The sequence below is a fragment of the Marivirga harenae genome (genome assembly GCF_030534335.1).
GTDB lineage: Bacteria > Bacteroidota > Bacteroidia > Cytophagales > Cyclobacteriaceae > Marivirga > Marivirga harenae.
The window spans coordinates 3,871,451-3,883,461 of record NZ_CP130565.1 but is presented as its reverse complement, the minus strand read 5'-3'; the positions used below and the strand labels follow the sequence as shown (position 1 = coordinate 3,883,461).

Annotated in this window: 12 protein-coding genes; all 12 read right to left on the bottom strand. The window is 33.9% G+C overall.

What is annotated here, in order from left to right; translation table 11 throughout:
• Window positions 1-26: 26 nt before the first annotated feature.
• A complete protein-coding gene (locus Q3Y49_RS16550; protein ID WP_303269710.1) occupies window positions 27-977 on the bottom strand; it encodes an RDD family protein in 951 nt (316 codons plus the stop codon).
• 175 nt (window positions 978-1,152) lie between these two features.
• The gene (locus Q3Y49_RS16545; protein ID WP_303269708.1) at window positions 1,153-1,962 is read right to left on the bottom strand and encodes a hypothetical protein; all 810 of its coding nucleotides are present in this window, start codon (window positions 1,960-1,962) and stop codon (window positions 1,153-1,155) included.
• 255 nt (window positions 1,963-2,217) lie between these two features.
• Window positions 2,218-2,628 (bottom strand): hypothetical protein, encoded by a 411-nt coding sequence (locus tag Q3Y49_RS16540; RefSeq protein WP_303269706.1) that lies wholly within the window; start codon window positions 2,626-2,628, stop codon window positions 2,218-2,220.
• 233 nt (window positions 2,629-2,861) lie between these two features.
• Window positions 2,862-3,656, bottom strand: coding sequence for a cation efflux transmembrane domain-containing protein (locus Q3Y49_RS16535; protein ID WP_293162893.1), 795 nt, complete (start codon window positions 3,654-3,656; stop codon window positions 2,862-2,864).
• A gap of 182 nt (window positions 3,657-3,838) precedes the next feature.
• Entirely contained in the window at window positions 3,839-4,357 is a 519-nt protein-coding gene (locus tag Q3Y49_RS16530; protein WP_303269705.1) for a hypothetical protein, read from the bottom strand.
• 152 nt (window positions 4,358-4,509) lie between these two features.
• Complete coding sequence (locus Q3Y49_RS16525) at window positions 4,510-6,672, bottom strand: KAP family P-loop NTPase fold protein (protein ID WP_303269704.1); 2,163 nt, start codon at window positions 6,670-6,672, stop codon at window positions 4,510-4,512.
• A 241-nt stretch (window positions 6,673-6,913) separates the two neighbouring features.
• Window positions 6,914-7,678, bottom strand: a complete 765-nt coding sequence (locus Q3Y49_RS16520; RefSeq protein ID WP_303269702.1) for a YARHG domain-containing protein — start codon at window positions 7,676-7,678, stop codon at window positions 6,914-6,916.
• A 226-nt stretch (window positions 7,679-7,904) separates the two neighbouring features.
• Window positions 7,905-8,408, bottom strand: coding sequence for a hypothetical protein (locus Q3Y49_RS16515; protein ID WP_303269700.1), 504 nt, complete (start codon window positions 8,406-8,408; stop codon window positions 7,905-7,907).
• Window positions 8,409-8,618: 210 nt separating this feature from the next.
• Entirely contained in the window at window positions 8,619-9,284 is a 666-nt protein-coding gene (locus Q3Y49_RS16510) for a RusA family crossover junction endodeoxyribonuclease (RefSeq protein ID WP_303269697.1), read from the bottom strand.
• A gap of 268 nt (window positions 9,285-9,552) precedes the next feature.
• Window positions 9,553-9,963 carry a hypothetical protein gene (locus Q3Y49_RS16505; RefSeq protein ID WP_303269696.1) on the bottom strand — a complete coding sequence of 137 codons (411 nt, stop codon included), beginning with the start codon at window positions 9,961-9,963 and terminating at the stop codon, window positions 9,553-9,555.
• A 223-nt stretch (window positions 9,964-10,186) separates the two neighbouring features.
• Window positions 10,187-10,777, bottom strand: coding sequence for a hypothetical protein (locus Q3Y49_RS16500; RefSeq protein WP_303269695.1), 591 nt, complete (start codon window positions 10,775-10,777; stop codon window positions 10,187-10,189).
• A 58-nt stretch (window positions 10,778-10,835) separates the two neighbouring features.
• Window positions 10,836-11,954, bottom strand: coding sequence for a site-specific tyrosine recombinase/integron integrase (gene xerA, locus Q3Y49_RS16495; protein ID WP_303269694.1), 1,119 nt, complete (start codon window positions 11,952-11,954; stop codon window positions 10,836-10,838).
• Window positions 11,955-12,011 lie beyond the last annotated feature (57 nt).

The window sequence follows — 12,011 nt, the reverse complement described above, 5'->3', positions numbered from 1 at the left end:
ATTTATACAGGATGTTAGGCAATGTATCATTCTATTATTTCTGACCAATCGGTTGGAGATTTACTCGATGAAAATGAGTTATTCTTTTTAGCGATTCCAATGTTAAACCCTCGATTAAGTGTAACAGTGATTAAATCTAAACCTTTAACTTCAGGGTTTAGCTGAAATAAAATCTTTACGGATTCTTTAACAATTTTAGATTGTTCAAAATCAGATCCATCGGGTATATCTTGAACGTGCAAAAGGAGTGAATAACTCTCAGTTATACTTTCTTCGTCACCATAAAATGTTGTTGTGTTGCGAGTTGCTTCGACACTTAAGATGCCATCTATTTTACTAATTTTCCCAATAACATCATCATAGTCATTTATTACAGAATCCTTGTTTAAGAGGTTATATGTTGTAAAGCTGATAAGAGCGATAGTTAAACCAATGGAAAGGTAAATTCCTATTTTGCTATTAGGCTGTAATTCTGAAACATTTTCACTATCCTCATCTTTCACTACATACGTTCCAATAACTAAATCATGCAGTGACTGTCTGGTCGACTTATTTGCGATGTACAAAATTATAATTCCAGCAAGTGCTGAGATTAATATTGATCCTTTGTATACGTTCAAAAATGATAAATCATCGACTCCCGGTATTGGATAATTAATCAAAAAATAAGGAGCAAATAATATACATGCACGCAATAGAGATTTTTGCATTGATATAGTACTGCCTGACGAATCAATGGTTTTTATCTTCACGGCCTTTTTTCCAATTGTTTGACCCTTTGAGATTTCAGAGTTACCAATTGAAAAATAGATTAGTGTAATTATTAACCCGAAAATCAGACCTTGACGTCCCATCGAGACGAAAAAGTCTTCAAATATCAACCCTAATATTAATCCGAAAATTCCAATTATCATGAAATCAATTAGAAGAGCCCCTATTCTTGGCCAAAATTTTGAGATATTGTGTTTTAGTTCCATTTATGCAGTTCTGTATATTGCCTAACGACCAGCTATGATGAGTGGGGATTAGAAAGCACTAACCTCTCGTCTCGCACATAGCCACGCCTTGATTTAAATTTAAAACTTGTGGCGGACTTTCCAATCCCCACGAAAATATCCTGACCGATGAAACCCCATTCATTCATAGCATTTGTTACCCACCGTATTTCTTCCATATCTTCTTGAATTTGCTGTTAGAAAGTTGGATCACGATTACCCCGTTTACCGCTCTTGTACCGTACAGCATTGTTGCTTGTTCTTTAGTCAGATACTGAATAGTAGTTGCCTCAACGAAGAGAAATAGTTTCAGAAACTCATAGTGTTCAACAACATGCCCGTTCACAACTAATAAAGGTTTGGGGTTAGAATTATTACCGTCCCTTATTGTAATCTTCGCTGTTGTTGCTGCTGCACCTTCAGTTATAAGATTAATTGCTGTCGAATCAATTTCTTCCGGTCTGTACTTCAAAACTTTATAGACTAAGGAGTCAACGTAATTATAAAGTTTCTGATCATCTAACTGATCAAATCTGAGAACAGTTAATCGTTTGATATCAAAAGGGTAGCGGTCAACTCTACTTTCTGTTAGTTCGATCACTTTGAGCTGGTCAAAAAGTTCTCCGTTTCTTTTGAGTTGAATCACTTGTCCATAGTCTCTTTTCTTTATTAGAAGTTTTTCTTTAACTGTTGACCATCGCTCTCGACCTGGTTCAGTGCATAAATAAGTCTCGATGAACTTGAAACTACCCTTCTCAGTTCGCCAGTTAACTATGTCGCAAGTTTCGATGTTTATCCAGTGGTTGATGTCCAGATGAAATTCAATAGAATCAGTCTTGTAGTAGAGACTATCTTTATTGTTGGTCTGCCAATCGCCATCTAAATCTGTTCGCTTTATTTGTGCGTTCAGATTCAGAGTTGATATGAAGCAGGCAAAGGTTAATATGTAGAGTAGCTGTTTCTTCACGATGGTGGGTAACGACCGTATAAAACCCGTTTGTTATACTGGTCTATGAAATATTGAAAGTAGTAATTTATGCTTTCTTCGCAAACGGATACACTTCATTAATTGCAAAAGCTTTGAATAATTAGGTGCCATAATTGATCAATGCATTACACTTGGTTGCTAGCTATGAAAAGCAAGCTTAAATTACGGGCTATTTTGCACTCAATTCGCTACAAGGTGGTGAGCAAATGGGTTTTATATCTTGTTATAGCTTTTTTAGTTTTCAAGGTCCACTGTACTCTTCGAAGGTTCTGTTGACATGTAAAGAACAGTGATGTGCTTTTCTTTGCTTCTAATTCTGTCCAAGATATTTCCATATTTTAAAAGACCTTCAATAGATTCTGTTTCCTGGTATTTTTGTCCATTTACTGTGTATGAGTAAGTGATTTTATATCTGTCAGTAACCACTTCTGTTCCCAATTTTGTTTGCTTTAAATTCTCAACAGGTTGGTATTCGATTAATTGTCCCTCTGTCTGTGAGTCAAAGCCAGAAAGTCGCTTACTGTCTGCCATCTGGGGGTAATAGAAACTGAAGAAAATAAGTGCAAAAATTAAAAGAACTACTAATGTCCCCCAAATTATATTTTTAGGATCCCATAGTTGATAAAATTTCACTTTCTTTGCCATTAGCAGTGTTTTGAGGAGCTTATTAGCTATAACGGTTCGGCTATGCGTAGTGCGGGATTTGAAAGCTGAAAGTTTCAAATTTGCACTGAGCCAATAGTTTATATTTTGTTTTTAATTTATTCACTTTAAATACCAAATTAAAGTATTGGCGGACTCCTTAAAATGCACTGACCTTTCGTTTAGCAGAAAACCCGCATTACGTATAGCCATTGTTGTAAGTAGTGCTTTTTTATTCACTTACTTAATTTCAAAATCCGAAACGCTCCTTGAATTACCAAAATGAAAACGATTGTTCCGATAATCAAATCAGGCTTGCTCGAACTCAACCAATTTACCAAAAGTCCAGCTATTATTACTCCTAAATTGATAATCACGTCATTTGAGGTGAAAATCATACTCGCTTTCATATGTGCCTCTTCTTTGCTCTTTGACTTTTGCAAAATGTAAAGACAAATTCCGTTTGCGATAAGTGCAAAAATCGAAACGATAATCATTGTCGAAAAATCGGGTAATTTCTCGTCTCCGAAAAATCTTCTTAAAACTTCCACAAATCCGATAATTGCAAGTGTAATTTGAAAATATCCAGCAAGTTTGGCAATACGCTTTTTCTTAATCAATGTTCCGCCAACCGCAAACAAACTAATTCCGTAAACAAAACTGTCGGCAAGCATATCCAAACTATCGGCAACAAGTCCCATTGATTTTGAGATTATTCCTGTTGTCATTTCGATTATGAAAAAGGCAAAATTTATGGCAAGTACAGACCAAAGTAACTTTTTTTGGTTTGCGTTTTCTTTAAATTCCGTTTGGTCGGTTTGTTCGGTCGAGATTTTCTTTCCGCCTAAATTTAGTTCGATAACGGACTTTTCGATTTGGTCGGTTTCTCCGCTGTGAAAAACAGTCAGTTTTCGGTTTGGAATATCAAAGTCCAAATTCGCAATACTTGAAATTCCGTCTAATTTCATTCGGATTAGATTTTCCTCCGAAGGACAGTCCATTTTGGTTATTTCAAATATTGTTTTATTCATTCAGTTTCTGGGTTTTTCGGCATTACTTACAACGCCTAGCTATGATGAGTGGGGCTTTGAAACTACTAAGCTTGCCATCTGCACACAGCCACAGCAATTAATAAATTTACACATTGTGGCTGACTTTCCAAGTACCGCCAAAATTTCCTGACTGATGAAACCCCATTCATTCATAGGTGATGTTAGTAGCTTTTTTTAATTTTGTCATAGAATAGGAAAATCAATATTCCTATTGCAATAGAAACGCCACCCAAAATGTAATCCGAATTTGAAGTTGCCATGGTAATTTCTCTACTAATTGTCTCATCCTTTGAAAGAAATTCAAATCCGTTAACTGAAATTGATGTCAAAAAAACATTCTCGTCTGTTCCTACTAAGCTCTCTTGATACCTAGGGATGCTCAGTTTTACTCGACTATCACGTTTAAAGTTGTACTCAAATTGTTGTTTATTAAAAAATCTTAGATAGTCTGCTTTTACTTGAAATTTAGTTGGATAACCGTCCAAATATATATAATACTGACGTCCGTTTCCTCTCCAACCTGTATTATCCTTAAATGAATAATCAGTAATTGTCCCATGAAGGTCGATTAGGTCTTCCGTTGATTGCGGTCTTTCCCGTATCTCGTGTTCAACGATAAAGTAAATACCCAACCCGATCAAAAATAAGGATCTAATATATCTGTCCGTTAAGAATTTCATTTGCAAGTTCTGGAATTGCTACTAACGCTAAGTATATGGTTTGTGGCGGATTTTGAACTGTTTTCTTTGCGTTTAGTACCATAATTGTTAAAAGTAATTAATTTTCATTTACCGTATTTCCCGCCATAAACTATATATAGTGTTATGGGCTTTTACCATTTGCCTACGTCTTCTAATGTGTAGAAATTATAGTACTTCTTTTCTTCAAATCCATCATCATATGCTTTATTGAAGAATTTAATAACTGCAAGTTCGTCTTTGGTTAAATCCTCCTTACTAATATTTTCTAGTCGTTTTTTGATGACTTCAACATCCATTCCATCTAATAGCTGATACTTAGCAAGTTGAAAACCAGTCACACTACCTGATATCATATAATTTCTTGTTACACACAGGATCAGAAGCTCAAGTAATTTTCTATCATCCGAAATTAGATTTTTGAATTCTTTGTCATAAAATGAACTATGATGAAGTTTTAAATCAGGTAATACTAATATTAATTCTTGACCGTTCAGATAATCTGGATTTTTGAGATATTCTTGAAAGAGTATTTTAGATGCCTTCTTGTACCATTTGATAAGTTTCTTTTCATAAGAAGCATTATCTCCAGAAGGATTCTCAAAAACACCATACCACATTCGGTCAGAGTATAATTCACCTTTATCAGACATTTCTTTAGATCTCAATAAAGAGTTAAGAGTATAGAATGAAGAAAAGCTTAGTTTTTTATGTGAGTCAGTCACGTGTTTTTCAATCACTGATCGCCTTAATTCTTGTTTATCCAGCCTGTCAATCTGTTTTGAACAAAATCTCTGAATAATCATGAAGTTTGAGTCAAATGAATAGAACGTTTCCCTTTCATATTCAATTGAATCTGAAAACTTAAATGCGGAAATTACCATGTTTTCAATTTTGGCAGGTTCTACCTTGAAGCTCTTTATTTCTATCCAGTTTAGAAATTGAAATAATTTATCCTGTTTTTGTATGTCCTCTAAGATTCTAACTTTCTCTTCAATATCTAGACTGTTAATAAATCCATTAAAAACCCTTTCTTGAATGTCGAAATTTGTTAGTTGAAGATTGAAATACCTATCAAAATAGTTCGGGTTTGCTATTCTCTTTTCTCGAATTAAATCCTCTGTCGAGGTATGGCCTATAAAGCTTCTTTGGTCGAATAAAAATAAGTCCTTTATAATACTTTTAGATATATGATCCAGGTCTTGTTTTTCAATCAATTCTGCTTTGGACTCTTCCTTAGTATGTCCTGAATAGGAATTGTAAAAAGTTTGATTTTTGTCCCTATGAGTTAGTTCATTTTTGGATTCAAGAATAAACTCATATGCTTCGGGTCTAAAAATTCTTAAAGCTTCGATTAAGAAAAAATCCCGAATATTTAGCTCTATGTAAATTGAGGGCAATCTAAGTTTAACACTGTTGTTAAATCGGTAAACGTCTCTCAAGGATTTAAAGAGCTTAAGAAATTCCTCGTTTCCTAAATTCTCAAATGTTCTATTGATAGCATCTTCAATTTGTTTGTCATTAAAAGTATGTGTTAAGCTATCAATGAATAGTCTTTCTACATCTGTTCTAGAAATTTTAGGAAGTGTATAATCAACTTGAACTATCTTCTCAATATATTTTTTTCCATTTTCTCCAAATTGAGTATTCAAAGCTCCTGTAACAACTTCTCTGTCATATGCCAGAAGAAAAATCGTATTGGCAAAATTTCCATTAAGTTTGACTAGTTGGAATATGTCCGTTATTTCAGAGGGTGTTAAACGGTCGATATCGTCAATTGTAACATAAAGTTTTACTTTACTTTCGATGAGGAGTTCATCTACATCTTTTTTTAATTGACCCAGGTCTTTTTCTTTAGCTAATCCATCAAGAAAAGATTTAGCGTCTTTTACTGCCTCTCCAGTTCCAGAATGGACATATTTTAGCCAATTAAGGTGTCCAAGGAAATCAGCTAGTTTTTTTGAAGCTTTTTTTAGTTTTTCTTTTTGACTCTCGAACTTTAGATAGAGTTCCTTAAGAAAGATATTTTGAAGTTCTTTTTGGCCAGAGAACATCCAAGGATTAAAATTTAAAACAATTATGTCCTTTTCTTTTTCAGCAGATAATCTTTCGACCTCCTCGATTATAAAATTAATTAGGGTAGACTTTCCTGATCCCCAATTCCCATTGATTCCTAAAACAATACTTTCATTGTTGTCAGCGAATGAATTAACTAACCCATTGGCAATTTCTTCAGCAAACAAGTATCTGCCAAGCTTATCGTCATCTCTATTACTTAATGGGAGGTCAGTATACATCTTTTAGTAGTTTATTGCCCATAACGCGAAGCTAAAATGCGTTTGCTATACTTCGCTGATGAAATACTAAAGTAGCGAAGCCAAACCATAACCACAATTATTGAAAGAGAAAAGAAGAGAACCTTGCTGAATGCTTAACCTAAATCTAAATGAAATCATCCGTTTGGCTTTGTGGAGAATATCCTACTCGCTTTGCTAGAAGCAGTAAGCAAATGCATTTTTAGCAAATGTTATGCACAGCCTATCTAGTATTCTCCTCAGAAACAATTAATTCAAGATTATATTGCTCTATTAAGTTTAATTCATCTTTCGATACGCTTTGTTTAGAAGGTTGGTACCATGAAAATGCTTCAAAGAAATTCTTCCATCTAGCAGTTTTAAAATCATATCCATAGGAAGCAAATATTTCATTTCGCATCTCTGCCAATTTATCCTCGTCTAATTGATTTAATTTACCAGCTTCTAGTCTCTGATATGATAAATTGGGATGATTCCGATTTGAAGGAATTATTCGCTGTGATTTTACTTCAATTTCTCCATCTTGTGTGATTTCAATTTCTTCTATACTAATTTTCCTTTTTGTAATTAAATCAATTGAACAGTCTCCTTCTTCTTCAATCGTGACAGTATAGAATAATGAATCAAAAAATTCGCTTAGCTTTTTACTTGAGAATGAGCAGTCCGCTTTTTCCCTTTGTATTTCGTATTGGTCTATCAGATTACCATCATTTGAAAAGGTATACAATTCTTGAGATTCACACATCCCACCTGCAAAACAATCAGATTGAATTATAAGGCTAATATAAGAGTGTGTCCTATCTTTGATTCTTACAGCTCCTAAGGTTTGATATTGAGGAAAATAACCCTGTTCAAGAAATTTTACCTGATAAACGGAATCAATTTTTTTACCTGGGAACAAGTTTAAAAAATCATCAAAGTTCACTTCCTTTTGAGCAAATGAAGCAAATGATTGAATGATGACTATTATGGTTATTACGTACCTCATGTTGTGCATAACGCGAAGCTAAAATGCGTTTGCTATACTTCGCTGATGAAATACTAAAGTAGCGAAGCCAAACCATAACCACAATTATTGACAGAGAAAAGAGTAAAAACTAAGCTAATTGCTTGTCTTAATCTAAAGGAAATATCAAGTTTGGCTTTGTGGAGAATTCCCTACTTACTTTGCTAGAAGCAATAAGCAAATGCATTTTTAGCAAATGTTACAGACTTTATTTATTCATTTCTAGCAGTTCATTAGCCCAATCATAGTTTTCTGTTGATGTATTCAGGAATTCAGGAGATTCAGTATCCATGTACTCGCCATCTGGGTTGATCCAGCGGATCATTCTGTTGTCCCAAAAATAGAATCTAGATTCTTCCGTTGTCGTTTTGTCCTGATCGTACCCTAATTCTGTAGGTGGCATATTATATCTAAATTCCTTGAGGAAAATAAAGTAGATTTGTCCATTCAGGTAATAGAATTCCGCTTCGGTCTTACCCATGTGCCCATAGTAGCTTGCTTCGATTAAACGAACTTCTTTAGAGTCCTTATATGCTATTAGTTCTCCTCCCTCGGATGAATTTTCAAAATCATCTTGCGTCAGCGTCTTATAGGTAGATTTGTTATCCTGAGTTTCCCTATACAGCTTCTTAATTTCTGTTATTCCGTCAGTTTGCCCGAAAGCAGCTAAGGTGATAAATAAAAATATGGTAGTTGCTAAAGTGTGAATCATCGAGGATTGTCTGTAACGCCACTGTATAAATTCGTGGCTGATTAAAAGTATAAAAATTTGCGTTAACTACCGAGGCAATCCGCAGGATTGGCTTATTAATTTAATTTTTCACCAATAAGGCAATCCCGCGGATTGCCGGCCATTCTACAAAGAGCTAAAGGAACAATAACCTACTAACAGCCATGATTTATACAGAATGTTAGGGTTATTTCATTTCTCTAATTGATTCTTGAAATCATCAAATTCAACCGTTTTAAAGTGACCATGTACTCTGGATTTATGGAAAACTCTCTGCACTGATGTGAATAGTTTTGCTTGGTAATAGTCCAATGTTTGTTCCATGAACCTTTCTTTTAAATCAAACCCTTTTTTAAGATGATTAAGTATTTTTAGATTGAACTCAGGTGGTAAATCAGTATGAAATGGCATATAGAGATTACTGCCCATATTAACAAATATTAAATTCTGTTTAGTGATATAATCGTCTGGAATGTATCGGATAGAAATATTTATTTGGTGCTCTCTTTTGGTCCAATCAATCCAATGACTACCTACGGTTTGCACTTGGCAATCATCGATAAGAACACCGTCTGGACCAGAAAGACCGTCCAAAATCGGCTTAATTATATTGTCCATATCGGGCGAGTTTGGACTTTCATAACGTTCTTGCTCATGAACTAACCATTGTATTTCAATCTTTACATCGCCACTTAGAAGATAATTTAATTTTTTTACAGATTTTCTTATTGAGGTTTTTACAAACTCACGTTTAGAGGAATTAGATTGTAATGAGACAGGCTCAATTGGAAATGATAAGGTTAATTCACCAAATTCTGGTGGACTGTCGAGGCTATGTTCGAAATTTTCATTTGTCATTCTTTTTTACTTCAATTAACCCTAACGCCTGTATAAAACCCGTTTGCTATACTAGGCTATGAAATACTGAAAGTAGTAATTTATGCTTTCTCCGCAAACTGATACACTTCATTAATTGCAAAACCTTAGAATAATTAAGCACTATACTTGCCCATCGCAATATCTTTGGTTGCTAGCTATGAAAAGCAAGCATAAATTACAGGCTATTTAGCAATCAATTCTCTACAAGGTGGTGAGCAAATGGGTTTTTATGCAATGTTGTGAGCTGTCATTTTTTATGTGATAAGATTTCACATTTTATCTTGACTTGTCCGTCAGTTGCACTAATTGGCATATATTTAATGATACACCAGTCCGCATATAAATCTGATCGATAGTTTATCTTGAAGTCATCATCAATAGTGTCTGAAACATAAATTGAGGAATCTGAAGTCCCAAAACTTAATATTCCTTTACCATTAATATATCCTTCAAAATTCAATATAGCTTGGTAAGGATATTGTGCAGATTCATCAATTTCAAAACGAATCAATTTTTCTTTGTCATCAAGTTTTGCCTCCATTTTTCTAGTGCTCACATAGAATCCCGTATCCGTAAGACTTTGAAAGAGACTGATACCGAACATGACAGCTAAGACCGAAATGATAAGAAGTAAAATTATTTTAGTTCTGGAATTCATAATTGCTCACAACGCCACTGTATAAATTCGTGGCTGATTAAAAGTATAAAAATTTGCGTTAACTACCGAGGCAATCCGCAGGATTGGCTTATTAAATTAATTCTTTACCAATAAGGCAATCCTGCGGATTGCCGGGCTTTCTACAAAGAGCTGAAGGAACAAAACCTACTAACAGCCATGATTTATGACAGAATGTTGTAGCTCGTTACTATTCTCTACACATTTAATGATTTAACTGTCTAGGGGGAATTATAGCTGTTTGATAGGGGTAAAACTGTGACGTCAATTTTTCTATCTCTCCATTTGATAATTCAGCAGGATTTTTTTCAAATCTGATCTGTGCTTGCCTAGTCCATATTGCTTGATACGCCATATTTACGGTTGACATTTTTGATACTATTTCATTTATCTTCGTATTTATAGAGAAGTTCATCGCAATTATTGCATTAGTCGGTGATTCCGATAACTCAATGTTCCTACCGTTATTTAGTATAAAGTCCTCAACATCTTTTTGGCTAAATTCAGAGCTTTCATTAACTTTAAAAACATTTCGTTCTTTAATATCAACAAAATTCCCACCATTTAAGCAATAAATACTTAAATGAACAGGTATAAAATGATCCTGAAATTTCAATAATTTTTGTGCCTCTATACAGTCGAAAGTCTTCAATTTCTTAATTAATTCACTATAATCACGAAATTTGGCAATCTCAATAATCTCTGTTGAGGGAAAAACCCTTTTGATGGACAACTCTTTCTGTCCGGAGTTGCAAGAAGCAAAAGTTAGTAGTAGTATGGTTAAGAGATTTTTCATTGCATGAGCTACAACAATTGGCTAGTGACATAAAAGTTGTCACTATACCTTTTATAGTTTAGGCGCAATCTAGTGGATTTTTAATTGTTTTAAAAGTATCCGTAGCTACATGAGTATAAATTTCTGTGGTTTTGGTTGAATTATGCCCTAAAAGTATTTGAATATGTCTCAAGTCTGTTCCTGCTTCTAACAAATGTGTTGCAAATGAGTGTCTTAACATGTGTGGTCGGACTGCTTTTCTTATATTTGCACTTTTTGCTGCTTTTGCAACAATCTGCCTTACGCTGCTTCCACTGTATTGCTGCCCTTTTTTACCTTCAAATAAATAGTGCACCGGTTTATGTTGTTTATAATATAAGCGCAGCTTAAGAAGGAGCTTTTCACTCAAAATACTAAATCTGTCTTTTTTCCCTTTTCCCTGATTTACTCTTATGGTCATCCTTTTTCCATCTATATCACTAATTTTTAAATTGAGTAATTCTCCTCTTCTAAGTCCTGAAGAATAAAGTAAACTTATGATGCATTGATGTTTAATATTATATGTCTTATTGATCATCGAAAGCACTTCATCTTTATTTAATATTTCTGGTAGTTTCTCAGTTTTCATGGGTCTTTCAATGGAATAGAAGCGATTAGGCATTCCTTCTACTACTTCATAATAAAATTTGATACTGTTAATAGCCATATTGATATATGAGTCTGAATATTTCCTTTGAACCAGTCCTTTTAAATAGTTTTTTATATCTTCCTCATCAATTTCTATCAATTTTTGTCTGGGAAAATGCCTAATAAAACGTTCGAAGCAAGAAGTGTAGTTTTTAGCTGTCATGTAAGCGTATTTTTTTAGCTCTAGTTTTTGGAAGTAAGATTCAGGAATTTTAGTAAATCGTTTTCTTAAATCATCTATATTTAAGTCCTGTCCATTAGTATTAAATGACTTATTTCTGGCAAAATACCTCATATTTACCCAGGCAACTCCTTTAAAGGTTTTTAATATAGAATAGAAATTCTGTTGAGTATTAGGTACATACACCATTTGATATTTTTCGCTCCACTTTACGTTCTCTAATGATTTGATTAATGCCTGTATTACCTTGTCTGGGTAAAATTGAATCCCGATTTTCTTTTCATTATTGATGAGTAAATGCTTTAGTGTTATTTGTTTCTGTATATCCATAACTTTTTTTATGCAAATACTGCCAATGATTTATTGTTTTACAAAAATAACCGTAGA

What these genes read in the sequence shown, in the direction of transcription:
- Q3Y49_RS16510 (WP_303269697.1), bottom strand. Translation starts at nt 9,284, where the DNA reads ATGACAAATGAAAATTTCGAACATAGCCTCGACAGTCCACCAGAATTT.
- Q3Y49_RS16550 (WP_303269710.1), bottom strand. Translation starts at nt 977, where the DNA reads ATGGAACTAAAACACAATATCTCAAAATTTTGGCCAAGAATAGGGGCT.
- Q3Y49_RS16525 (WP_303269704.1), bottom strand. Translation starts at nt 6,672, where the DNA reads ATGTATACTGACCTCCCATTAAGTAATAGAGATGACGATAAGCTTGGC.
- Q3Y49_RS16505 (WP_303269696.1), bottom strand. Translation starts at nt 9,963, where the DNA reads ATGAATTCCAGAACTAAAATAATTTTACTTCTTATCATTTCGGTCTTA.
- Q3Y49_RS16530 (WP_303269705.1), bottom strand. Translation starts at nt 4,357, where the DNA reads ATGAAATTCTTAACGGACAGATATATTAGATCCTTATTTTTGATCGGG.
- xerA (WP_303269694.1), bottom strand. Translation starts at nt 11,954, where the DNA reads ATGGATATACAGAAACAAATAACACTAAAGCATTTACTCATCAATAAT.
- Q3Y49_RS16535 (WP_293162893.1), bottom strand. Translation starts at nt 3,656, where the DNA reads ATGAATAAAACAATATTTGAAATAACCAAAATGGACTGTCCTTCGGAG.
- Q3Y49_RS16540 (WP_303269706.1), bottom strand. Translation starts at nt 2,628, where the DNA reads ATGGCAAAGAAAGTGAAATTTTATCAACTATGGGATCCTAAAAATATA.
- Q3Y49_RS16500 (WP_303269695.1), bottom strand. Translation starts at nt 10,777, where the DNA reads ATGAAAAATCTCTTAACCATACTACTACTAACTTTTGCTTCTTGCAAC.
- Q3Y49_RS16520 (WP_303269702.1), bottom strand. Translation starts at nt 7,678, where the DNA reads ATGAGGTACGTAATAACCATAATAGTCATCATTCAATCATTTGCTTCA.
- Q3Y49_RS16515 (WP_303269700.1), bottom strand. Translation starts at nt 8,408, where the DNA reads ATGATTCACACTTTAGCAACTACCATATTTTTATTTATCACCTTAGCT.